The sequence below is a fragment of the Streptomyces colonosanans genome, from assembly GCF_001866645.1.
In the GTDB taxonomy this organism is placed as follows: Bacteria; Actinomycetota; Actinomycetes; order Streptomycetales; family Streptomycetaceae; genus Streptomyces; species Streptomyces colonosanans.
In genome coordinates this window covers 11,565-34,996 of record NZ_MLYP01000058.1, presented here as the reverse complement: position 1 = coordinate 34,996, position 23,432 = coordinate 11,565, and the positions used below count along the sequence as shown (strand labels likewise).

At 72.1% G+C, this 23,432-nt stretch carries 19 protein-coding genes and 1 pseudogene; 8 read left to right on the top strand and 12 right to left on the bottom strand.

Annotated elements, in window-relative coordinates; genetic code table 11:
- Positions 1 to 291 precede the first annotated feature (291 nt).
- Positions 292 to 2,856, top strand: coding sequence for an ATP-dependent Clp protease ATP-binding subunit (locus BIV24_RS21800; RefSeq protein WP_071368080.1), 2,565 nt, complete (start codon positions 292 to 294; stop codon positions 2,854 to 2,856).
- Positions 2,857 to 2,975: 119 nt separating this feature from the next.
- Positions 2,976 to 3,689: a hypothetical protein gene (locus BIV24_RS21795; protein ID WP_071368079.1), complete on the top strand. Its 714-nt coding sequence runs from the start codon at positions 2,976 to 2,978 to the stop codon at positions 3,687 to 3,689.
- On the opposite strand, the gene BIV24_RS21790 is transcribed toward BIV24_RS21795, so the two are convergent.
- From BIV24_RS21790 to BIV24_RS21780, 3 genes are read right to left on the bottom strand one after another with little or no spacing between them, the layout of a single operon-like run.
- Positions 3,683 to 4,381 carry a response regulator transcription factor gene (locus tag BIV24_RS21790; RefSeq protein ID WP_071368078.1) on the bottom strand — a complete coding sequence of 233 codons (699 nt, stop codon included), beginning with the start codon at positions 4,379 to 4,381 and terminating at the stop codon, positions 3,683 to 3,685. The genes BIV24_RS21795 and BIV24_RS21790 overlap by 7 nt on opposite strands.
- Positions 4,378 to 5,637: a sensor histidine kinase gene (locus tag BIV24_RS21785; RefSeq protein ID WP_071368077.1), complete on the bottom strand. Its 1,260-nt coding sequence runs from the start codon at positions 5,635 to 5,637 to the stop codon at positions 4,378 to 4,380. The genes BIV24_RS21790 and BIV24_RS21785 overlap by 4 nt, the downstream gene beginning before the upstream one ends.
- Positions 5,634 to 6,692, bottom strand: a complete 1,059-nt coding sequence (locus BIV24_RS21780) for a hypothetical protein (protein ID WP_177198785.1) — start codon at positions 6,690 to 6,692, stop codon at positions 5,634 to 5,636. Before BIV24_RS21780 ends, BIV24_RS21785 begins: the two co-directional genes overlap by 4 nt.
- 202 nt (positions 6,693 to 6,894) lie before the next feature.
- On the opposite strand from BIV24_RS21780, the gene BIV24_RS21775 reads away from it, so the two are divergent.
- Positions 6,895 to 7,476 carry a GNAT family N-acetyltransferase gene (locus BIV24_RS21775; RefSeq protein ID WP_071368076.1) on the top strand — a complete coding sequence of 194 codons (582 nt, stop codon included), beginning with the start codon at positions 6,895 to 6,897 and terminating at the stop codon, positions 7,474 to 7,476.
- 132 nt (positions 7,477 to 7,608) lie between these two features.
- On the opposite strand, the gene ggt is transcribed toward BIV24_RS21775, so the two are convergent.
- Complete coding sequence (gene ggt / locus BIV24_RS21770; protein ID WP_177198784.1) at positions 7,609 to 9,456, bottom strand: gamma-glutamyltransferase; 1,848 nt, start codon at positions 9,454 to 9,456, stop codon at positions 7,609 to 7,611.
- 102 nt (positions 9,457 to 9,558) lie between these two features.
- On the opposite strand from ggt, the gene BIV24_RS21765 reads away from it, so the two are divergent.
- The gene (locus BIV24_RS21765) at positions 9,559 to 10,320 is read left to right on the top strand and encodes a hypothetical protein (protein ID WP_071368075.1); all 762 of its coding nucleotides are present in this window, start codon (positions 9,559 to 9,561) and stop codon (positions 10,318 to 10,320) included.
- Positions 10,321 to 10,775: 455 nt separating this feature from the next.
- On the opposite strand, the gene BIV24_RS21760 is transcribed toward BIV24_RS21765, so the two are convergent.
- The 7 genes and pseudogenes from BIV24_RS21760 to BIV24_RS21735 form a co-directional block, all read right to left on the bottom strand.
- Complete coding sequence (locus tag BIV24_RS21760; protein WP_071368074.1) at positions 10,776 to 11,216, bottom strand: DUF6278 family protein; 441 nt, start codon at positions 11,214 to 11,216, stop codon at positions 10,776 to 10,778.
- Between the two features lie 60 nt (positions 11,217 to 11,276).
- Positions 11,277 to 12,056: an exodeoxyribonuclease III gene (locus BIV24_RS21755; RefSeq protein ID WP_071368073.1), complete on the bottom strand. Its 780-nt coding sequence runs from the start codon at positions 12,054 to 12,056 to the stop codon at positions 11,277 to 11,279.
- 70 nt (positions 12,057 to 12,126) lie between these two features.
- On the bottom strand, positions 12,127 to 12,762 hold the full coding sequence (locus BIV24_RS21750) for an MBL fold metallo-hydrolase (RefSeq protein ID WP_071368072.1): 636 nt from the start codon (positions 12,760 to 12,762) through the stop codon (positions 12,127 to 12,129).
- 70 nt (positions 12,763 to 12,832) lie between these two features.
- Positions 12,833 to 14,131, bottom strand: a complete 1,299-nt coding sequence (gene pcaDC / locus BIV24_RS21745) for a bifunctional 3-oxoadipate enol-lactonase/4-carboxymuconolactone decarboxylase PcaDC (RefSeq protein ID WP_071368071.1) — start codon at positions 14,129 to 14,131, stop codon at positions 12,833 to 12,835.
- A gap of 54 nt (positions 14,132 to 14,185) precedes the next feature.
- A pseudogene (locus tag BIV24_RS36530) lies at positions 14,186 to 14,458 on the bottom strand (transposase); the annotation flags it as partial.
- A gap of 251 nt (positions 14,459 to 14,709) precedes the next feature.
- A complete protein-coding gene (locus BIV24_RS21740) occupies positions 14,710 to 15,351 on the bottom strand; it encodes a sigma-70 family RNA polymerase sigma factor (protein ID WP_071368070.1) in 642 nt (213 codons plus the stop codon).
- Between the two features lie 204 nt (positions 15,352 to 15,555).
- Positions 15,556 to 16,263: a hypothetical protein gene (locus BIV24_RS21735; RefSeq protein WP_071368069.1), complete on the bottom strand. Its 708-nt coding sequence runs from the start codon at positions 16,261 to 16,263 to the stop codon at positions 15,556 to 15,558.
- A gap of 255 nt (positions 16,264 to 16,518) precedes the next feature.
- Here BIV24_RS21735 and BIV24_RS21730 point away from each other — a divergent pair, with 255 nt between their 5' ends.
- Entirely contained in the window at positions 16,519 to 17,637 is a 1,119-nt protein-coding gene (locus BIV24_RS21730; protein ID WP_071368289.1) for an MFS transporter, read from the top strand.
- A complete protein-coding gene (locus BIV24_RS21725; RefSeq protein ID WP_245766889.1) occupies positions 17,634 to 18,713 on the top strand; it encodes a sugar ABC transporter permease in 1,080 nt (359 codons plus the stop codon). The genes BIV24_RS21730 and BIV24_RS21725 overlap by 4 nt, the downstream gene beginning before the upstream one ends.
- Here BIV24_RS21725 and BIV24_RS21720 read toward each other — a convergent pair.
- Entirely contained in the window at positions 18,670 to 19,851 is a 1,182-nt protein-coding gene (locus BIV24_RS21720) for an acyl-CoA dehydrogenase family protein (protein ID WP_071368068.1), read from the bottom strand. The two genes, BIV24_RS21725 and BIV24_RS21720, sit on opposite strands and share 44 nt — an antisense overlap.
- A gap of 110 nt (positions 19,852 to 19,961) precedes the next feature.
- Here BIV24_RS21720 and BIV24_RS21715 point away from each other — a divergent pair, with 110 nt between their 5' ends.
- A complete protein-coding gene (locus tag BIV24_RS21715) occupies positions 19,962 to 21,704 on the top strand; it encodes a CoA transferase (protein ID WP_071368067.1) in 1,743 nt (580 codons plus the stop codon).
- Positions 21,701 to 23,374 (top strand): class I adenylate-forming enzyme family protein, encoded by a 1,674-nt coding sequence (locus BIV24_RS21710; RefSeq protein WP_071368066.1) that lies wholly within the window; start codon positions 21,701 to 21,703, stop codon positions 23,372 to 23,374. Before BIV24_RS21715 ends, BIV24_RS21710 begins: the two co-directional genes overlap by 4 nt.
- Positions 23,375 to 23,432: the final 58 nt, after the last annotated feature.

Sequence of the window (23,432 nt, the reverse complement as noted above, 5' to 3'; positions counted from 1 at the left end):
GCGTCACTTTCCGCCCGTCCGGCGGTAGATCCGACAACTCCGTCATCGGATGACGCAATCGCAGCCATGCCGCTGTGGCCCTCCGGGCCGCAAGGGACCGGATGCCCTTCACCTCCACCTTGAAGGGTGGAGCACTGGGCAAGTGTTCGGTAGCGGAGCGTTCCTGGAGGTGCCCCGAGCAGGGGATCGTGCCATCGTGGTCTACGGGCGCCGCGCACGTGGACAGGTGTCCCCGGGCCCGGTCCGGGCACCCGCGTCGCACCGGTACGTCGATCAGCGGAACGGATTGCCATGACCAGCGGGTTCAACGGTCCGCAGGGCTACGGCTCGGACCCCTTCGCAGAGTTCTTCTCCCGTATCTTCGGTGGCGGCCCACGTCCCGGGCCCCGCCAGATCGACCTCGGACGGCTGCTCAGCGAGCCGGCCCGGCAGCTGGTCGCCGGCGCCGCACGGTACGCCGCCGAGCACGGCAGCCGCGACCTCGACACCCAGCATCTGCTGCGCGCCGCGCTCTCCGCCGAACCGACCCGGAGCCTGCTCAGCCGCGCCGGCGCCGACCCCGACTCGATGGCGACGGAGATCGACCAACGCACCGGACCGGCCCAGCACGGTCCGGGCGAGACGCCGCCGCCCTCCTCGCTCTCCCTGACGCCCGCCGTCAAGCGCGCCCTGCTGGACGCGCACGAACTGGCCCGGGCGAGCGGCGCCGGCTACATCGGTCCCGAGCACGTGCTCACCGCCCTGGCCGCGAACCCCGATTCCGCCGCCGGGCACATCCTGCACTCCGCCCACTTCGCACCGCCCGCCATGCCGCCCGAGGCGGGCGAGCACGCCCCGCCGCGCCCGGAGCGCCCCCGCCCGCCCTCGACCCCGACCCTGGACAAGTACGGCCGTGATCTGACCGATCTCGCGCGCCAGGGCCGTATCGACCCGGTGATCGGACGGGACGAGGAGATCGAGCAGACCATCGAGGTACTCTCCCGCCGCGGCAAGAACAACCCGGTCCTGATCGGCGACGCGGGCGTCGGCAAGACCGCCATCGTCGAAGGGCTCGCCCAGCGCATCGCCGACGGCGACGTGCCCGACACCCTCCTCGGCCGCCGGGTCGTGGCCCTGGACCTGACCGGCGTGGTCGCGGGCACCCGATACCGCGGGGACTTCGAGGAGCGGCTCAACAACATCGTCGGCGAGATCCGCGCCCACTCCGGCGAACTGATCGTCTTCATCGACGAGCTGCACACCGTCGTCGGCGCCGGCGGCGGGGGCACCGAGGGCGGGTCCATGGACGCGGGCAACATCCTCAAGCCCGCCCTGGCCCGCGGCGAACTGCACATCGTGGGAGCCACCACGATGGAGGAGTACCGCCGCATCGAGAAGGACGCGGCGCTGGCCCGCCGGTTCCAGCCGATCCTGGTGCCCGAACCGACCGTCCCGGACGCGATCGAGATCCTGCGCGGGCTGCGCGACCGCTACGAAGCCCACCACCAGGTCCGCTACACCGACGAGGCGCTGGTGGCCGCCGTCGAGCTGTCCGACCGCTACGTCACCGACCGCCATCTGCCGGACAAGGCGATCGACCTGCTCGACCAGGCCGGGGCCCGGGTGCGGCTGCGGGCTCGGACGAAGGGCACGGACGTACGGGCCATGGAACGTGAGGTCGAGCAGCTGACCCGGGACAAGGACCAGGCGGTGGCCGACGAGCAGTACGAGCAGGCCACCCAGCTGCGGGACCGCATCACCCAGCTGAAGGAGCGGATCGACCGGGCCGCCGGCGACACCGAGGCGGACGAGGGGCAGCATCTGATGGTCACCGCCGAGGCCATCGCCGAGGTGGTGTCCCGGCTCACCGGCATCCCGGTCAGCCGGCTCACCGAGGAGGAGAAGAAGCGGCTGCTGGGCCTGGAGGAGCATCTGCACCAGCGGGTCATCGGGCAGGAGGAGGCGGTCAGCGTGGTCGCCGACGCCGTGATGCGCTCGCGCGCAGGGCTGTCCAGCCCCGACCGGCCGATCGGCAGCTTCCTCTTCCTCGGCCCGACCGGCGTCGGCAAGACGGAACTGGCGCGCGCGCTCGCGGAGGTGCTGTTCAGCAGCGAGGAGCGTATGGTCCGGCTCGACATGAGCGAGTACCAGGAGCGGCACACCGTCAGCCGTCTCGTGGGCGCGCCCCCCGGGTACGTCGGCCACGAGGAGGCCGGCCAGCTCACCGAGGTCGTCAGGCGGCACCCGTACTCGCTGCTGCTGCTCGACGAGGTCGAGAAGGCGCACCCCGACGTCTTCAACATCCTGCTGCAGGTCCTCGACGACGGCCGGCTCACCGACGCCCAGGGCCGGACCGTGGACTTCACCAGCACGGTGGTGGTGATGACGAGCAATCTCGGCTCGGAGGCGATCATCCGGCGCGGGGCCGGCATCGGGTTCGGGCCGGGCGGTCCCACGGCGGACGAGGAGGCACGGCGCGAGCAGATCCTGCGTCCGCTGCGCGAGCACTTCCGGCCCGAATTCCTCAACCGCATCGACGAGATCGTGATCTTCCGGCAGCTCACCGCCGAACAACTGCGGCGCATCACCGACCTGATGCTCGACCGGACGCGGCGCCGGCTGCAGTCCCAGAACATCGACGTCAGCTTCACCGCGGGGGCCGTCGACTGGCTGGCACAGCGCGGCTACCAGCCGGAGTACGGTGCCCGGCCGCTGCGCCGCACCATCCAGCGGGAGGTCGACAACCAGCTGTCCCGGCTGCTTCTGGACGGCCGCATCGAGCAGAACGGCCGGGTCGTGGTGGACACCGAGGGCGGGCAACTCGCCTTCCGTACACAGCCGCCGCCCAGCCCGAAGGCGGACGACGGGGGCGCCTGACGCGGGAGGCCGGGGGACGGGGCGGCCCCCAGAGTGAGCCGTTCTCAGGGTGGCGTCCCTCTTGCGGCGAGCGGATATCCGCTCGACAGACCGGGCCGCAGTCGTCATGATGCGCACTCGTGACAACTCCGAAGCAGCTCCTGGTGCAGGCCGCCGCCCACAACAACGCACAGTGGTGCGCGGCGATGAGCCGATCGCACGGATTGGCGGGCGAGTTCGGGGCACAGGCCTGGGCAGCCCCGTCGCGCACGCCCCTCTACTACCCCGACGCGGTGACGCTGGTGCCGGGTGCCGACCGGATCGGGGTGACGGCCCGGATCGACACCACCACACCCGGCGCCTCCGTCAAGGACAGTTTCGCCGACCTCGACCTGACGGAGGTCGGCTTCCGGGTGCTGTTCAAGGCGCAGTGGATCCACCGCCCGGCGAGTGCGCCCGCACCCGCTCCGGATCTCGTCTGGGCCGTGGCGGACGACCCGGACACGCTGCGCGCCTGGGCGCTCGCCTGGGACGACGGGGACGGCGATGCGGATCTCTTCCGGCCGGAGCTACTCGACGACCCGGCCACCTTCGTGATCGCCGGACGGTCCACCGGCGGCCGAGTAGTAGCCGGCGCGGTGGCGAGCCGCAGCCACCAAGTGGTCGGAATCTCCAATGTCTTCGCGCTGGACGGCGGCCCCGACACGGCCTGGCCAGTGGTGATCGACGCGATGAACGGGCTGTTCCCCACCTTGCCGGTGGTCGGCTACGAGCAGGGCGACGACCTTGCGGCAGCCATCCACCATGGCTTCGAGCCGGTCGGCCCGCTGCGGATCTGGCTGCACCATCAGTAACCTGACCGATCCGATCCATCCCGTTTCCGCGCCGGAAGTCCCATGAAGCCCGCCTCGTAGGCGACGATCACCGCCTGGGTCCGGTCCCGGGCGCCGGTCTTCGCCAGCACCGCCGCCACATGCGTCTTCACGGTGGCGGAGCCGACCTCCAGGCGCCGGGCGATCTCCGCGTTGGTCAGCCCGGCCGCCATCAGCCGCAGCACCTCGCCCTCCCGGCCGGTGAGCCGTGCCACCCAGGGCGGCGGCGCGGCGTACGCGCGCGTATGCGTTTCGGCCAACGCCCGTACGGCCGACGGGAACAGCAGGGTGTCACTGCGGGCGACCAGCCGTACCGACTGGACCAGCGTGTCGGCGTCCGCCCGCTTCAGCAGGAAGCCGGCTGCTCCGGCGCGCAGCGCGTCGTAGACGTACGAGTCGTTCTCGAAGGTGGTGACGACGACGATCCGGGGCGGCTCGGTGAGGGTGGCCAGGATCTGCTCGGTGGCCCGGATGCCGTCGATCTCGGGCATGCGGACGTCCATGAGGACCACGTCGGGCCGTACCTCCCGTGTGACGGACACGGCTTCGGCCCCGGTCGCCGCCTCGCCGACGACCGTCAGGCCGGGCTCGGCGGAGAGGATGGCCCGCAGGGCGGTACGGACCATGCGCTCGTCGTCGGCGAGCACGATCCGGATGGGTGGTGAACTGGTCATGCGGGTCCTTTCAGTGGCAGTCGTACGGACAGATGCCACGCCCCGTCGACCGGTCCCGCGTCCGCGGCGCCGCCCAGCAGCCGGGCGCGGTCCGCGATTCCACGCAGTCCATGGCCGCCGCCGCGCCGGGATGCGGGCACGTCGGACGCCTCTTCCAGCGGGTTCTCCACGGTGATCTCCAGGTGGCCGTCCACGGCGGCGATCCGGACCGCGACCGGGACCTGCCCACCGGCATGCTTGAGCGCGTTGCTCAGCCCCTCCTGGACGATGCGGTAGGCCTCGCGGGAGATCACCGACGGCAGGGCCCGGGGGTCGGTCTCCACCTCGGCCGTGATGCGCGGACCGCCCGCGCGGGTGCGGCGCAGCAGGCCCTCGAGGTCGGCCGCGAGCGTGGGCGCCGGGGCCTTGCCGGGTGTGTCGCCGTCGCGCAACACGCCCAGGACGGCGTCGAGTTCGCCGACCGTGCGCCGTGTGGTGTCCTCGATCGCGGCGAGCGCTTCACGTACGAACTCCGGGTCGGTGTCGAGGAGTCGGCGGGCCGCGCTCGCCTGGAGGGTGACGGCGCTGAGCGCGTGGCCGACGGAGTCGTGCAACTCGCGGGCGAGCCGGTTGCGTACGGCGAGGTCGGCGGCACGGGCCTCGGCGGCGGCCAGCCGGTCCTCGGGGCCGGGCCCGAGCAGGGCGGGCGCGCACCGAGCGAGGAGGGCGCCGCAACCCGCGGCGCAGGCCGCGAGCGCGACCAGCGTGGCGGCACCCGCGACCGGCGCGAGCGCCAACGTCCAGGAACTGTCCAGGACTCCGGGCAGACCGAGCCCCGAGTCACGCATCCCCGGGAAGACGGGGAGCGCGATCAGCACCGTCGCGAACGGCGGCACCGACAGCGACATGCCCGAGACGATCCCGCCGAGCCCGAGATGCAGCGTGAACCAGGCCGCGCAACGCCCCTTCGCGGCCCGTGTCCGGGCGGGCCCGTCGGCCAGGCGGTCGGCGTCCACCCCGCACAGCGCGCGCACCGCTGCCACCGACATCGGCCGGGTCAGCGGGAAGGGCGAGGTGAGCGCGGCGAGCGGCAATCCGATGGCGAACGCGGCGAGTTGCAGAGAAGGGGAGGTGAACACGTCCGGCGAGCCACTCACCGCGCTGACGATCACCGTGCCGACGAAGAAGTACGGCATGGCGAGCGCGCCACCCAGGATCAGATGGATCCAGCGGCGGCGCGCCACGTGGCCGAACAGCGGCTGGACGAACCTTGTCACGCCGCCCGCTTCGGGTCCCCGGCCGAGCGTCCGGCGATGAAGCGGGCACCCAGGGCGGCCAGGAGGAAACCGACGATCATCTGGCCAGCGTAGGTGAGGTTCATCAGCGCTGTGGGCCGGTCGGCGGGATCTCCCACGTCGGCGGTCAGCGAGGCCAGCAACATCCAACCGCCCCAGCAGGCCACGACGCCCGAGCCGACCCAGGCGAGTGCCAGCGGTACAGCCACCCGCAGCCTGCGGCCGCGCCGGAAGGTGAGCAGACAGACGCCGGCGACGGCTGCCAGGGCGAAGCACACGTAGGTGGCTTCGAGGACGTGGAAGTCGGTGTCCCGGTCCGCCACGCGACCTGTGTTGAGCCCCGCGGTGCCGCCGCCCGCCCACATCGTGTGCATCACGAGGGGGAACAGGGCGAGGACGCAAGCCATGACCGCGCACGTCCGGCGCGCCGCGCCGGCCGATCCGGGCGGGAGTTCTCCCGTCCGCCCCCGCCACACGTACCCCCAGCGGTCACGGGCGTAGAACAGAAACAGCGCACCGAGGGCCAGTCCCTGCACGATGAACCCGGTGTAGACGACCCCGAACACCCACTCGTCGAGGAACGGCCTGTGGCCGGTCGTCCCGGACGGCTTGTTCACCGCAACGCCGAACACACGCAGGAGCAGATGGAGCGGGAAGACAGTCATGATCGGCGCGAGCAGCCCGGTGGCCACCCACACCGGGAACACCAAGGTCCAGGCGGGCACCCGCAACCCCCAGGGACGCGTCAGCAGCAGCGCCAGCACGATCACGGCGGTGTCCATGAGCACGGTAAGGCTGTTGCCGACGGCCATCGTCACACGGTGCTCCAGCAGAGAGCTGCCGGACGGGATGCCGATGTGACTGCCCGCGATCCAGGCGACCTTGAGGCCCAGGTACGGCAGACAGGCGACGATGGCCACGGTGCGGAGTGCGCGGCGGAACCGGCCGGGGCCGACGGGGTGGCGCGTTCGCGGTGCGGCGGGTGTATCGCCCTGCTGGGGCGATACCGAGACCTTGGAGAGGAGCGACTTGGTCATGCCACCACGCTCCCGCGCGAGCCACTCGGGGCACCTCGTGCACGGTGACGATCCGTCTCCGCCGCATGGGGGAGGCAGGTCCGCCGCCTCTTGGTCTGCGCGGTGTCCACACGGCGGGCACGCGGTGCCCGGGCCCGCGGTTGGACGCCGTTCACGCCGATGCGGGGCTTGCGTTCGCGCGGCGGGTGGCCAGAATCAGCGTGTGCAGATCTTGTCGTTCCCTCAAGAGGCCACCCCGTTCGAAGTGCGCGTACAGGTGCGGGAGATCCAGGAGCAGGCGTGGCCGTCCCCTCCTGGCTCGGTTGCTCCTCCCGAGGCTCCGGCCCATGATCCCGCATTGCAGCCGTTGTCGATGCTGCTCGTGGATGAAGGGACGGTGCTGGCCGCGCTGGACATCCTGACCAAGGAGATCGTCCACGCGGGTGGGTGCTTTGCCGCCGGCGGGCTGAGCACCGTGGTCACGCGGCGGGAGGCGCGTGGTCATGGGTATGGCCGACGCCTGGTGACAGCGGCCCGGGAAGCAATGGCGGCCCGGCAGCTGGATCTGGGGTTGTTCACCTGTGACCGCCCGCTTCAGGCGTTCTATGAGAGTGCGGGCTGGCGTGTTCTTCCCGGAGCGGTGCTGATCGGGGGGACGCCGCAGGCCCCCTTTCCCAGCGACCAGCCGGGCTTCGACAAGGTCACCATGGCCGACTTCTTCTCGCTCAAGAGCCGGAAAGCCCAGGCGTCGCTCCGCAACAGTCGCATCGAGCTGTACCCGGGCGAGATCGACAAGCTCTGGTGACGCACGCCAACGGGCCGCGGCCACGGTGACACGTCCTCAAGCCGGAAGCCGGGCCACGGGGTGGCCGCGGCGATCAACGCCGGCGGCCACCCGGCCCACGGGGGCGGCAGTGTTCCCACCAGCCCCCGCTCATCAGTCGCAGGCCGGTGACTTCCCCTGGTCGTCCTGCCCGCAACCGGTGTGGGCCGGATCCACCACCATCGCGGACCCACCCCCGCGCCGCACCGTCTCCGCCGCGGCCAGCCACTTGCCGTCCGGAAGCCGCTGCACACCGGTGGCCGCGCCGATCTCCGGATTCAGCGTGAAGGAGTGCCCGATCGCCTCCAGCTGACTCCGCAAGGGGCTGTCGTAGAGGCCGGGTTCGAGTTCCGTCTTCGCCGCGTTGCGCTGGCTGGCGCGCGGCGCCGCGATCGCGTCGACGAGCTGCAGGTGCCGGTCGAGGACCCCGGTCAGGGTCTGCAGCACGGTGGTGATGATGGTCGCGCCACCCGGCGAACCGAGCGCGACGACCGGTCGACCCTGCTTGTCGAGGACGATCGTCGGGGACATCGAGGAGCGCGGACGCTTGCCCGGGCCGGGCAGGTTCGGGTCGTGGACGGCCGGGTTGGCGGGAGCGAAGGAGAAGTCCGTCAGCTCGTTGTTGAGCAGGAATCCGCGTCCCGGGACGGTGATACCGCTGCCGCCGGTCTGCTCGATGCTGAGCGTGTAGGCGACGACGTTGCCCCACTTGTCGGCGACGGTCAGGTGCGTGGTGTTCTCACCCTCGTACGTCGTCGGGGCGGCCGTGCCCCCGGCGCCGCAGGCCGCCGGATGGCGCGGGTCGCCGGGCGCGAGCGGGCTGGTCAGCACCGCGTCGTCCTTGATCAGGCACGCGCGAGAGTCGGCGAACTTCTGCGACAGCAGTTCGTTGGTCGGCACGTCCTCGAAGGCGGGGTCGCCCACCCAGCGCCCGCGGTCCGCGAACGCGATGCGGCTGGCCTCGATGTAGCGGTGCAGGAACTGCGTCTCGCTCGCCTTGGAAAGGTCGGTCTTCTCCAGGATGTTGAGCGCCTCACCGACGGTCGTGCCACCGGAGGAGGAGGGTGCGATGGAGTAGACGTCGAGACCGCGGTAGGAGGTCTTCGTGGGCGCCTGAAGCTTCGCCCGGTAGGCCGCGAGGTCCCCTGCGGACAACTTGCCCGGCCGGGCGTTCCAGCCCGAACTCGGGTCCACCGGCGGCTTGTTCACGGTGGAGACGATGTCCTTGCCGAGGTCGCCTTGGTAGATCGCGGCGATGCCCTTCCTGCCCAGTTCCTCGTAAGTGCGGGCGAGGTCGGGGTTCTTCAGGGTCGAACCGACGACCGGAAGTTCGCCGTTCGGCAGGAAGAGCCTGGCGGTGTCCGGGAAGGCCCGGAAACGGGTCTCGTTGGACGCGGTCTGCGAGCGGAAGGTGCCGTCGACGGTGAATCCGTCGCGCGCGAGCCGCTCGGCCGGCTTCAGGACCGTACCCAGCCGCTTGGTGCCCCACTCGTCCAGCGCCCTCTGCCAGGTGGCCGGCGTGCCCGGGGTACCGATGCTCAGCCCGCTGGTGACGACGTCGGCGAAGGCGAGCGCCTTGCCGTTCTCCACGAACAGGTTGGAGTCCGCGGTCAGCGGGGCCGTCTCGCGGCCGTCGATGGTGTGCACCGTTTTGGACTTGGCGTCGTAGTAGACGAAGTAGCCGCCTCCGCCGATGCCGGAGGAGTAGGGCTCGGTGACGCCGAGCGCGGCGGCCGTGGCGACGGCCGCGTCCACCGCGTTGCCGCCCTTCTTGAGGACCTCGATACCGGCGGCGGAGGCGTCCGCGTCCACGCTCGCCACGGCACCGCCGTAGCCGACGGCCACGGGTACCTTCTTCGGTGTGCGGGCGGAAGCGGACGACGGCGGCGCCGCCGCTCCCACCGACACCACGGCGGCCGAGACCGCCAACACCGCCAGACTCCGTGCGACAGGGCGACGCATTCGTACCTCCAGTCGACAACCGTCCGCGCAGCGTAACCGCATTGCCATGATCCCGTCAGCCTCTCGAACACCGGTCCGCGCGGGCAGCTACCATGCGCCCCCATGAACGACGACGTACGCAACATCATCCTGGGCTTGGTGGCGGCGGGCATCAGCGCCGGGCTGGGCTGGATCGCCCGTACCTACCTGTGGAACCGGAAGCTCCGCCGCAAGCAGGCGTTCCTCGGGCTGCCGGAGAACTCGGAGGCCTTGCTCGTCGTCAACCGCGACCCGGCCACCTCCGAGCCGGCGGTCCACCGTTTCGACGTGTTCGCCCTCCTGGAACTGGCCGCGCTGATCAAGGACTGCGGGGCGCACCTGCAGATGGTGACCCAGGACCATGTCCAGCAGGGCTTCGGTGAACGCACCGAGTTCTGCGTGGGCGGTCCCGGCTCGAACCGGCGCATGCTGGACCACATGGCGGCGATGCTGCCCGGCGTGCGCATCAACATCACCCCGGAACCGGGCCCGGACCGCTGCGCCTTCCAGATCGGCAGCGAGCGCTACCGGATGGAGCACGGCGTCACGGAGTATGTCCTGCTGGCCCGCCTGACCGCGGGTGAGCGGAGCGAGGCGCGACCGGTGTTCCTCTTCTGCGGGCAGCGGGCGATCAACAACCAGGCGGCGACCCGCTATCTCGCCCGCAACCACGAGCGGCTGGCCCGCAAGCACGGCAACGACTCCTTCGTCCTGCTGCTGAAGGTCGTCAATTCGCAGGCGTACGGTCCTGATGTGGTCGAGCTGGTCTCGGATGTGACGCGGGTGGCGCAGGCGCCGCTGCCGACCCCGGCGCCCTCCAGGCGCGCTTCACACCGCGCGTCCTGAGTTCACTCGCACAGCTGGCAGGCGGCCCCGGGCACGGTCGAGCACAACCCGTCCGGCGCGCAGCTGACCTTCCCCTCGGCGGCAGGCGACGCGTCCTTCGCGTCCGTTCCGCTGCGCGAGCAGTGATCTCCGGCTGCCGCCGGCCGGGCCTGGCCCTATGACTGCTGATCGCCTCCCCCTAAGGCTCCGGACCATGGGGAGGACCCCCGCCCGGCAGCAGTGTCCCTGGTCCGGCCGCGGCGGCACCCACGACCCCGGTCTCGGGACTGCACTGCTCCCCCGGGACACCCGACATCACCGGCGAACCAGAAGAACAGCATGTACATCCCGATGCAGATCGGTGAGACACCATCACCACGGGGATGAACGGCACATCGTAGTCGAACGTCGCCTGTCGGGACACTGGTGACCCCGCAGACAGCGTCGGCCCGGGGCAGAGGTCGCCTGTCGGGGCATCAGACCTCGGCCACCTCGGCATACACCTGTGACAGCTCGGGGGCGCCCGTGGACGCCCAGGTGTGGCCGTCGGCCACCACATCGATCTCGCGGCCGGAGGCCAGCCGTACCACGGGGTGGCCGTTCGGCCAGATCTCCCAGGCGGCTCCCGCGACCGTGCGCACGATGACCGTACCCAGGTAGAGGCCCGCATCGTTCCCGAGCCAGGGCAGGGCCTCCTCGTCATCGCGCCAGCGCGGCAGAAGCTGGTCGAGCGCCTCCAACGACACTGCGGAGTCGTCGAGTTCGACGCCCGCCTGCCCGGCTTGGGAGCGCAGCAGCTCACATTCGGAGAGGAGTCCGGTGACACCGGCCGCGTCGGCGTCACCGTCGGAGAACACCGCGACGCCGAGGGCGGGGCCGCGTTTCTTGCGCCAGTTGCCCAGGAAAGGGATGCCCATACACCCAGCGTGTCACTGGTGCGAGCAGTTGCACCATCCTGACACCGCGGAAAAGCGCGCCTACACCTCCAGGTCCACCACCACGGGCGCGTGATCCGACGCGCCCTTGCCCTTGCGCTCCTCCCGGTCCACGTACGCGTCCTTGACGGCCTTCGAGAACGGCTCGTTGCCGTAGACCAGGTCGATGCGCATACCGCGATTCTTGGGGAAGCCGAGCTGGCGGTAGTCCCAGTAGGTGAACGGGTGGTCGTACTTGAGCGGGCGCGGGACGACGTCGGTCAGGCCCGTCTCCCGCAGCGAGGCCAGGGCGGCGCGCTCGGCCGGGGTGACGTGGGTGAGGCCTTCGAAGGCCGCCACGTCGTAGACGTCGTCGTCCGTCGGCGCCACGTTGTAGTCGCCCATCACCGCGAACGGGCGGCTGCGCGCCGCGTCGCCCGCCACGGCCGCCTTCAGGGCCTCGAACCACTGGAGCTTGTACGCGTAGTGCGGGTGGCCCACCTCGCGGCCGTTCGGCACGTACACCGACCAGACGCGGACGGGGCCGCAGGTCGCGGAGAGGGCGCGGGGCTCCTCGACGCCCTCGTAACCGGGACCGCCGGGCAGGCCCTTGACCACGTCCTCCAGGCCGACGCGGGAGAGCACCGCGACGCCGTTCCACCGGCCGGTCGCGTGGACCGCCGACTCATAGCCCAGGGCGCGCAGCTCGTCGCAGGGGAACTGCTCCTCGGCGACCTTGGCCTCCTGCAGACACAGCACGTCCGTGCCGCTGCTCTCCAGCCAGGCCAGGAGCCTCGGGAGCCGAGCGGTGATCGAGTTCACGTTCCAGGTCGCGATGCGCATGTCTCACAACCTACCGGGCGGGTGTGACAACGCGTCCCCGGTGAGCGGACCACCGGGGACGCTTCACCCCTCAGACCTGCGCCGACGCCCCCGGCGTCAACCTCAGGTGCTCGGCACCGCCCAGCGCGCCGATCTGGTTGTCGTAGATCGGGCGGGCGAGATCCGTGAGGAGGGCGTCGTGGATGTCGTACGCGCGCCGCGGCTTGACCTCGCGAACGTAGTCGATCACCTCGGCGATCTTGTTCCAGGGCGCCATGACCGGGAGCATCAGCGTCTCGACCGGGTGGTCGGGGACGGTGAGCGCATCGCCGGGGTGGAAGACCTTGCCGCCGTCGATCAGGTAGCCGACGTTCGTGATGCGCGGGATGTCCGGATGGATCACGGCGTGCAGTTCGCCGTGTACCTGGACGTCGAAACCGGCCGCGGTGAAGGTGTCCCCGTGGCCGATGGTGTGCACACGGCCCGGGTACGCCGCCGAGATCTTCTCCGCGACGGAGGCGAGGGTCCAGATCTCGGCGCCCGGATTGGCCTCCATGCCGGCCCGCAACCGCTCCTCGTCGAAGTGGTCCGGATGCTCGTGCGTGACCAAGATGGCGTCCGCGCCGACGGCGGCGTCCTCCTCGCTGAAGGTTCCGGGGTCGATGACGAGCGTGCCTGCGTCCTTCTCCAGACGAATGCACGCGTGCGACTTCTTCGTGAGCTTCATGGCCCCATCCTGCCCCGGCCGGTGCGGCCGGGGCCCGCTCAGGGTGGTGCTCCCGTTGCCCGGCCGACGGTCACTGCTGGGGGGTGGTCTCCTCCCGGATGACTTGCTGCGCCACCCTGAACGCGCTGTTCGCGGCCGGTACGCCGCAGTAGACCGCCGCATGGAGCAGGACTTCCTTGATCTCACCCGGGGTGAGCCCGTTGCGCAGGGCCGCTCGGGTGTGGCCGGCAAGGTCGTCCAGGTGGCCGCCCGCGACCAGCGCGGTGAGGGTGATGCAGCTGCGGGTGCGCCGGTCGAGACCGGGCCGGTTCCAGATCTCGCCCCAGGTGTAGCGGGTGGTGAACTCCTGGAAGTCCCCGGCGAACTCGTCCGCCGAGGCCAGCGCCTGGTCGACGTACGCGTCGCCGAGCACCTCGCGACGGATCTTGATCCCCTCGTCGTACAGGTCGGGCCCGGCCGCGGGCTCGGGCGGGACGGCGACCGGGGCGATCTCGGCCACGGGCGCCACCAGCGGCGTCGCCGTCAGCACCGGCTTCACCGGGGGCGCCGCGATCGCCGCCATCTGGCCGGTGGTCGCGTCGAACGCCGGCTGCCAGGCTGTCGAGAAGTGGCGCACGAGCAGGTCGGTGACCGCCGCGGGCTGTTCGACGGGCACCAGGTGGGAGGCGCCGGGGACGACGGCGAGCCGGGCGTCCGGTATGCCGGCGACCAGGGTGCGCGCCTCGGCGGGCCCGGTCACCTGGTCGTCCGAGCCCACGAGGACCAGCGTCGGCACACCGATACGGCCGAGTTCGGCCCGGACGTCGAAGGTGGCGAGCGCCTCGCAGGCCGCGATGTAGCAGCCGGGGTCGGTGGTGCGGACCATCTGCACGGCCCACTCGGTGATCGCGGGCTGGGTGGCCACGAACCCTCCGGTGAACCAGCGCTCCGGGGACGTCCGGGCGATCGGGTCGAGGCCGTTGGTCCGGACGACCACACCGCGCTGCCGGAACTCGTCGGCCGTGCCGAACCGGGGCGAGGCGGCGATCAGCGCGAGCGAGGCCACGCGCTCGGGGTGGCGCAGTGCCAGCTCGGCCCCGATGGCGCCGCCCAGCGCGCAGCCCGCATAGCCGAAGTGCTGCACTCCGAGCGCGTCGAGGGTGGCCAGCAGCCGGGCGGCGAGGTCGGTGACAGCGCCCGTGGGGTATGCGGGGGCGCCGCCGTGACCGGGCAGGTCGAACCGGAAGATCCGCCACTGCTTGGCAAGTTCCGGCACCTGCCGGTCCCACATGTGCCAGGTCGTGCCCAGTGAGGGAGCCAGGATCAGGACTGGGGCGTCTTCTCGCCCGTCGAATCGGTATTGCAGGGTGTTCGTCGGTGTCTCGCTCACCCGTCCGACCCTCTCATGTCTCACGACTACCCCTATGACGGGGGATGGCTGTGTGGGCCTGACCAGGTGGAAGGCCTCCCGGGCAGCGTAGCGTTCGAGGCATCGGCCGATTTCACGTCGGGTCTTGCCCTGCTTGATGCGGCGTACCTAGTAGTCCTGGGTGCGCGGGTCGAAGCGCAGGCGGGTCTGCACGATCCGGTGCAGGGCGGCGTTGGTCTGCGGGTCGCCGCCACGGTTGCGACGACGGTACTGCCGACTGCCCGAGGAACGCTCGACAGGGCCGACCCCGCACAGCGCGGCGAAGGACGCCTCACTGCCCAGGCGCTTCGCCCCGCTCGGCGACCCCCGCCAGTGCGCAGCCCGACGGTCCCACGGCCACGAGCCGGCACCTCGACACCCTGCGCGAGAAGGGCTTCAGCGAGGCACGACAGGTCTGGTGCTCGGCGAGCGACGCGCTGGTGGCCGCGCCCCTCTGAGCAGCCGCCGCGTTCTCCCGCCTGCGATGTGCGGAAGCTCCGGAGCACGGCTCGCTCCGGGGCTTCCGGGACAGCCCCTCGTGAGGGCCGCGGCGGGCGCCGTCAGGCCTCAGTACTCACCGGTTCGCCTCGTTCGGCGTCGTGCAGGGACTGGATCAGCCAGGCGCGAGCGCGTGCGACGCGGGAACGGACCGTACCGATCGGGCAGTCGCTGAGCTCGGCCGCTTCCGCGTAGGGCAGACCGGCGATCTGGGTGAGTACGAACGCCTCACGGCGTTCGTCGGGCAGTGCCTCCAGCAGGTCGGCGAGGACGACGCCCTCGTCGAAGCCCGGCAGGCCGCGCTCCTGGGCGCCCTCCGCGGCGGCCTGCCAGGCGTCGGTGTCGGCCAGGCGAGGCCGGGCCGAGGCATGCCGGTAGCTGTCGATCACCGCACGGCGCGCAATGGACAGCAGCCAGGTCCGGGCGGAGGAGCGGCCCTCGAAACGGTGCAGGCTGCCGAGGGCCCGCACGAAGGTGTCCTGGGCCAGGTCGTCGGCGGCCTGGGGGTTGTGGCTGAGGTAGGTGACGTAATGGCGGACGTCTCGCTGCAGAGCGCGGACGAAGTTCTCGACGGCTCTCGGATCACCAGCGCGGGCGGCGAGCGCCCAGGCCGTTATCGACTCCTCGGTCGATGTCTTCTCGTCGCGAGTTCTCTCGGTGTGCGGCGTCGTGTCGTGTGCGACGGACGGGGCAGGACTGATCACCTGAGGTCCTTCTCGGAAGTCCGGAGATCCGGCGTGCGCAGATCCGCGCGGGCCCGGGGCATGGGGAAGGGACCGCGTGGGACAGGCGGCGGATCCGGTGATGGCGTGGGGTGGCGGACGTACGCGCGCAATGGCGACGCACGCCCGTTGCCCGGACCGTCCGGGCGCGGGACGCGCGGGGCGGTGCCGGGGAACCTGCTGTCTTCAGACGACGGCGGTTCCCACAGGCGGGCCCCGAGAAGTGATCGCGTGCACGAGGAGCAGCCGGTGCGGCGTGCGGGCCGAGTGGCTGCGGCGGGCGCGGATGCGTGGTCGGTGCGGTGGCGCCGGCAGGGTCAGGGGCAGTCGCAGCGGAGCGGCCAGCCATCCGGCGACGGCCCGCAGGATGCGGAACGCGGCGCGTTCGCCGTACGCGAGCCACAGGCCGCACAACAGAGCGGCCAGCAGGTGGGCGGCGAGCATGCCGGCGGAGGACGTCCCGCCCATGGTGTGACCCATTCCCGGCATGGAGTCCGTGGCGCCCATCAACTCCCTCGCCTGGGCCCCGGGGGTCGTAGGCATGACATCGCTCATGCGGAGCACCGAGGCCATGTGGTCTGTGGAGAGCGCGCTGTCAACCATTCCGCCCCTGGGCGCCGGCAACGGGGACGGCGTCAACAGCCCCTGCGCACAGGAGAACCACAGGTGCAGCGCCGTCTGCACGGCCACCATCACGGAGCAGACGAGAAGGAGGCCGCGCTCCCGGCCTGCCAGACACCACGCCGCTCCGCCGGTCACGACCGCCGCCGATGCCAGTGCCCACCAGGGCACGGCGGTGCCTGACATCAGGACGTGCCCCAGGGCGGCGAGCAGCAGACAGACGGCCGCGAACACCGCGGCCCGTGTCATGCGCAGACACCACCCAGCAGTCATGGCCGCTCATCCTCGCATTCCTGACCCACCGTCATGCGGTGGTACGGAAACTTCCCACACCCGGCACTCTCACAGTGATCCACGTCATAGTAAAGAGCGGGAACCTGTTGAGAGTTGGGCCCGACTGCTGTCCCGGGAGGTGCGTCTGTGACGACGGATCGGGCGGGACGAGCAGGGCCGAACGAGGCGCGAGCGGTGGGCGAGAAGGGGGCGGACCCGGCGACCGGCTCTCTGACCGCGCTGCTGACCTGCTCCATGGCCTTCTCGATGATGCAGTTGTTCCTGATCGGGGCGCTCGGCCCGCGGCTCGTGGCGGAGCTGGACGTCTCGCCGACCGCTCTGGGGCTGACGACCACCGTGGGATTCAGTACAGCGGCCCTCCTCTCTCCAGCCGGCGGCCGGGTGGTGGACCGGGTCGGGCCGCGGCGTTGTCTGGTGGCCCTGCTGGGAGTGGCGGCGGTGGCGCTGGCGTTGATCGGGTCGGCTCCGAGTGCCAGATTCCTGCTGGCGGCCGTCGCACTCGGCGGGCTGCCGCAGGCGCTCGCCAACCCCGCCACGAACAAGGCGATCCTCGCCGCCGTACCGCCCGCCCGGCGCGGCTCGGTGACCGGGATGAAGCAGTCGGGCGTGCAACTCGGGGCCTTCGCCGCCGGACTGCCACTCGCGGCGCTGGCCGGGCTCACCGGATGGCGGGGTGCCGTGTGGACGGCGGCGGGCGCCGCGGCGGTGGCGGCGGTGTGGGCGGCGCGAACGTTACCCGCCGATCCTCCGGCGAAGTCGAGCCCGGCGGTCTGGGTGCCGCGCGGCATGATCGCCTGGCTGATGGCGTTCTCGCTGCTGCTCGGCTGCGGCATCGCCTCGGTGAACACCTATCTGTCGTTGTACGGCACCGAGCGGCTCGGTCTCGGCCCCACCGCGGCGGCTGCGCTGGTGGCCGTGCTGGGTGTGGCCGGGATCGCGGGCCGGGTGGGCTGGTCGAAGGTCGCGGGGCGGCCCGACCGGGCGGCCCGGCTGCCGGGTTCCCTGGCCGTGGGCGCGGTGGCCGCTGCCCTGATGCTGGCCGGCTCGTCCTCCCTCCACCCGTTGGCGTGGGTGGCGGCCGTGGCGGTGGGCGTCTTCGCCGTGGCGGCGAACGCGGTGTCGATGGTTCTGGTGATGCAACGCGCCGCGCCCGGTCGGGCGGGCCAGGACTCGGCGCTGGTCTCGGCCGGCTTCTTCGCCGGATTCGCGGTCGGGCCGCCGCTGTTCGGGGTGTTGGCGGAGACCGGGCGGTACGGGGGCGGGTGGCTGCTCGTGGCGGCCGAGTTCGCGGGAGCCGGGGCTGTGGCGCTGCTGTGGGCCGTGCGGGAGTATCGGGCGGGCGTACGGTCATGAGGGCACGCACGGACAAGGGCACGCCCCCTCCGGAGGACCGGCAGGCACCGCCCGGCCCGGCAACCGCCCCCTCCTGGGCAGGTCCGGCACTCGCCTGCGTCCTGGCCCGGGTCGCCGTCACCCGCACCGAGGTCGGCGACCGGTTCCCGCTGTACGCGGACCCGGACACCGGCACGTGGCGGACGACCGCGCGCGGCTCCTGGACCGGAGGTTTCTGGGCGGGACTGCTGTGGCTGCGCGCCCGGTACACCGGCGACGCCGCCGACCGTGCGGCCGCACGGGCCTGCACGGCCCGCCTGGCCGGCTGGGCCGAGGCGGACACCGCCGCCCGGGGACTGATCTTCTGGTACGGCACCGCCCTCGCGGACGACGACCTGGGTCTGCGGGACCGGGCCGCCCGGGCCTGCCTGGACGCCTTCGCCCCAAAGCTGGGTCTCGTGCCGTGGGGTTCGGCGTTCGGCGGACCGCGGCTGACGGCCCGCGTGGACGGCGTGCCCGGCATGGTGCCGCTGCTGGCGACGGCGGACCCGGAGGCAGCTCTCTCCCATCTGCGGCGACATGTCGATCTGTGCCTCGGTACGCGGCCGCCACGCTGGTCGTGGCGGCACGACCCCGGCGCGGGCTGGGCCGCGTGCGCGGATCCCCCTTCGGGCTGGAACAGGGGGAAGGCGTGGCTCCTGCTCTCGCTCGCCGAGGCCGCGCCTCTGACAGGCGGCGACGAATTCCGCGACCACGTCGGCCGGTTGCTGACGAAGCACCTGGTACCGCCCGCCGACTCCGCTCACCCCGGCGGTCCTCGCGACACCTCCACCGCCGCCATCACCGCACTGGCGCTGCTCGGCCTCGGTCACCGGGATCGAGCCGTCGCCATCCTCAAGGCGCTGGTCGACAGCCACCTGACCGACGATGGCCGCCTCCTGGACGGCTGTTACGACCTGACGGCCGGAACAGCCGTGCGCCACGAGCTGATCTGGGGCGACTTCTTCCTGGCCTACGCCCTCGCCGTCCTCACCGACCTCGGTGGACAGGACATCAGGCCGGATCCGTCCGCAGCACCCGCCGCGCCACCGAGGTGATGTGCAGCTCGTCCGGGCCGTCGAGGACGCGGGCCGCACGGCCGGTGCGGAAGAGGGCGGGGAGCGCGGTGTCCGGGCCGAGGCCCGCCGCGCCGTGGACCTGGATCGCCGCGTCGGCCACCAACTGCAGCGTGCGCGCCGCGGCGACCTTGGCCAGACCCACCTCCACGTGGGCGTCGCCGCCCGCGTCCAGCCGGGACGCGGCCTCGTGGACCAGGGGCCGGGTGGTGCGCAGGGCGAGCAACGACTCGAAGACGTGGCGCTGGACGAGTTGCAGGTCCCCGAGGGGGCCGCGAGAACGGGTGCGGGTGACCGCTCGTTCTCTCATGAGCTCGAAGGCGCGGGCGGCCTGGCCGAGCCAGCGCAGGCTGCGCAGGATGCGGCCGAGCTGGAGCCGTTCGGCGGCGACGGCGAGAGCCTGGCCGCGTTCGCCGATCAGGTGGCCGTCGTCCACCGCGACACCGTCGAGTTCGATCTCCGCCTGTCCGGCCGCACCGAGTACGGGCAGCTCGCGCACCACCCGGAAGCCGCGGGACACTGTGGGGACCAGCAGCAGGGACAGGCCGTTTCGCTCCGGGGCCCGGCCGTCCGTGCGGGCGAGAACCGTGACGAGGTCGGCGTCGGCGGCACCGCTGACGAACCACTTGTGCCCGGTCAGCCGCCAGCCTCCGCCTTCGTTGTCGTCAGCGCGGGTGGTGGTGAGGAAGGGGTCGGTGCCGGGGACGTCCGGCTCGGTCATCGCGTAGCAGACTCGCAGGTCGCCGGCGACCAGTGGCGCGAGATAGCGGTCGCGGACGCGCACGCTGCCGTGCCGCCACAGCATGAGCGCGTCCAACAGCGAGGCCGATCCGAGTGCCGCCGGGCCATGGTCACTTGCGCCCTCGGCCTCCGCGACATGGGCGTACGACCGCAACGGCAGTCCCTGGCCGCCCAGTTCCGCCGGGAGAGGCAGCGCCCACAGATCCTCGGCCTTGGCCTCCTTGCGCAGCCGGCGCAACGCCGCCGCCGCGTCCGGACCGCCGCCGTCCAGGACCGGCTCGCAGGGCACGACTCGCATACGGACGAAGTCCGCCACCCTGTCTCTCAACTCCCTTATTTCCAAAGGACATTGCGGATCTCCCCACGCCACGTCCAGCACCCCTCGCTCACCCCTTCGGGAACTCCGGCACTTGCCGGTCCGACTACCTCTTCGTGGAACTGGTCGGGGGTGACCGCTCCCGGGTTCCCGCGCGTCAGGAAAGGAGAGGCATGACATCACCAGCCACACCGGCCGTCGCGCACACGACGGCCCGGCCGCTCGACGGGCTGCGTCTGGAAGCCTCGGGACCGCCGGGACCGGCGGACGGACTCGTCGCGGAGCACCTACGGTTGCTCGGCGCGGAGGGGGCCGCACACCCTGGCGGCCATATCAGGCTCGGCGGACCGGGCTTCAACGGGATCACGGCCCGGACGAGGTGGGGCGACGGGGCCCTCGACGAGGCGACCGTGCAGGCGGCCACAGGCGTCATGGCCGTACACGGTCGCCGCGGCGGCACCCCGCGCGGCCTGGCCGTCGACTACACCGCCACCGCCACCGGCATCCTGGCCGTGCAGGCCCTGCTGGCCGGGCTCCTCGCCCAGACTCGCGGCGGACAGATCTCGGATGCGGAGGTCACCGTCGAACGGGCCGGGTTGCTCACCGTCTCGCAGTACCTGGCCGCGGCAGGCGCGGAGGAGGGTGAGGCCGCCGAAGTCGCCCCGGGCGGGCCTCCCTTCACCTCCGCCGACGGAGTCGTCTTCGAACTGGAGACACTCGACCCGGGCGTGTGGGCCGCCTTCTGGCGTGCCCTGGACGCACCGCAGGACGCGATACGGCGCGGCTGGCGGCCCTTCCAGTTCCGGTACGCCACGGCCTGCGCGCCCTTTCCGCAGGCGCTGCACGACGCAGCCCGGAGAGCCGGCTGGGAGCCGATCCGGGAGGCCGCCCGTTCCTCCGGTGCCGAGGTGTGCCCGCTGCGTTCGCTCTCCGATCGGGCCGCCGAGTACGACGAGGCCCCGCCGTGGAAACTGACCCCGCACCCCGCGTCGTACTCCGGCGCGCCAGCGGGCGAGGCAGGCGCCCCGCTGGCCGGTCTGACCGTCCTGGAGGCCGGCCGCCGCATCCAGGCACCGCTCACCGCACATCTGCTGGGCCTGCTCGGCGCGGAGGTGGTGCGGATCGAACCGCCGGGCGGGGACCCGCTGCGCGGCATGCCACCCGCCTGCTCGGGGATCTCGGCACGCTGGCTCGCGCTCAACCGCGGCAAGAAGGCCGTCGAGGTCGACATCAAGTCCCCGGCGGACCGCGAGCGACTGCGCGCGATGGCGGCGGAGGCCGATGTCTTCCTGCACAACTGGGCGCCGGGGAAGGCCGCCGGACTCGGCCTGGACCACGAACACCTGGCCACCGCCAACCCCGCGCTCGTCTACGCCTACACCAGCGGCTGGGCCGGACGGCTGCCCGACGCCCCGATGGGCACCGACTTCATGGTGCAGGCCCGTACCGGGGTCGGCGAGGCAGCGCGACCCTCCGACGAGCCGCCCGCACCGTCCCTGATGACCTTGCTCGACGTGCTCGGCGGGCTCATCGGTGCCGAGGCCGTCCTCGCCGGGCTGCTGCTGCGGCAGCGCACCGGGGCCGGTGTGCGGGTGGACTCGTCCCTGCTGGGGGCCGCCGACGTGCTCACCGCAGCCGCCCGGGCGCGTGCCGTGCAGGGTCTCGATCCGCGTCGGCCGGCGGGGTTCCGCCGGCCTTCGCCGACGGCCGACGGCTGGATCGCCCTCCCGGACCACTCCGCCGTCCCGTACGACGTCCGCGACCTGACCACGGCGCGGGCGCTGGAGCGGCTGCGCGGGGACGGTCTGTCCGCCGTCCCGGTCGTCACCGACCTCGCCGGCCTGCTCTCCTCCGGCTCGATCAGCCGCGACGCACACGGCGCACCCGCCGTTCCCGACCCCTGGAGGTTCGCATGACCGTCGCCCTGCACGACCTGCTGCCAGCCGAACTGCGCCGTACCTGGGCCGTGGACGGAACCTGTCCCGACCTCGACCTCTACAGCCTCTACCGCGCCCGCCTGATCACCGACCCGCACCACACAGCCATCCTCGACGCCAAAGGCAAACTCTGTTACACCGCGCTGGATCGCAAGGCCCGAAGTCTCGCCGCCGGACTTGCCGGACTCGGCATACGACCCGGCGACGTCGTCGGCATCCAACTCCCCAACGGACGCGACGCCGTCGTCGTCGACCTGGCGCTGGCCGCCCTGGGCGCCGTCGCGCTGCCCTTCCCCGTCGGGCGCGGCGGGCGCGAGGCGGCCTCGCTGCTGCGCAGATCGGAGGCGGTCGCGGTGATCGCGGCGGCCGAACACCGGGGCAACCACCATGCGGCCGACCTGCTGGCGGTCGCCGGTGAGCTGCCCGCACTGCGGACGGTGATCGCCTCGGGAGCCGCACCCGAAGGGGCCCTCGCACTTGCGAAGTTACTGCGCACCGACCCCAAGACCCTGGTCCCGGCCCGCCCCGACCCCGACTCCGCCGCCCGCATCCTGGTGTCATCCGGGTCCGAGGCCGAGCCGAAGATGGTGGCCTACTCACACAACGCCCTGGCCGGTGGGCGCGGCAACTTCCTCGGCTCGCTCATCCCGGACGGCCGCCCGCCGCGCTGCCTGTTCCTCGTGCCGCTGGCCTCCGCTTTCGGCAGCAACGGCACCGCCGTGACACTCGCCCGGCACGGCGGAACCCTGGTCCTACTCGACGCCTTCACCCCCGAGGCCGCGCTGGAGGCACTCGTCGAGCACCAGCCCACCCATGTCCTGGGCGTGCCGACCATGATCCGGATGATGCTGGACCGCATGACGGAAGGCGACCGGCCGGAGTTCACCCCGCCCACAGCCCTGATCGTCGGAGGCTCACCGCTGGACCAGGCCACGGCAGCGGAGGCACGCAAAGCCTTCGGCTGCCCGGTCGTGAACCTCTACGGCTCGGCGGACGGCGTCAACTGCCACACCGGACTGGTGGACGACTCCTCCGACGGCGAGGGGCGGCCGGGCATCGCCGCGGGGCACCCCGATCCCCGGGTCGCCGACATACGGATCGCTCTCCCCGGCACTCAGGAGCTGCAGGAGGTGTCCCGGGGCACGGTCGGCGAGATCCTCGCCCGCGGCCCCATGACCCCGCTGTGCTACGTCGCCGCGCCCGACCTCGACTCCCGCTACCGCACGGCGGACGGCTGGGTGCGCACCGGGGACCTGGGGCTCATCGACCAGGACGGGACGCTCAGGATCGTCGGGCGACTGAAGGACGTGGTGATCCGGGGCGGGGAAAACATCAGCCCCGCGGAAGTGGAGCTCGAACTCGCCACACATCCCGGCGTGCGGGACGTGGTGTGCGTGGGGGTACGCGACCCGTTGATGGGTGAACGGCTCGCGGCCTGCGTCGTGCCCCGGGAGGGCGCGAGGATCACGCTGGAAGAGCTGTGCGCCCACCTCGACACCCGTGGTCTGGAGCGACGCAAGCACCCCGAACGGCTGCTGGTGCTGGGCGAGTTGCCGCTGACGCCGGCGGGCAAGCCGGACCGGGCGGCGCTACGGGAACAGTGCACGGCTCAGGCGGAGGAGCAGCGGCCTCTGACACCGGCCGGCTGACCCCCCGGTGAGCAGGAGGGCCGCCCGGTGACATCCCGGGCGGCCCTCCGCGTGTCCG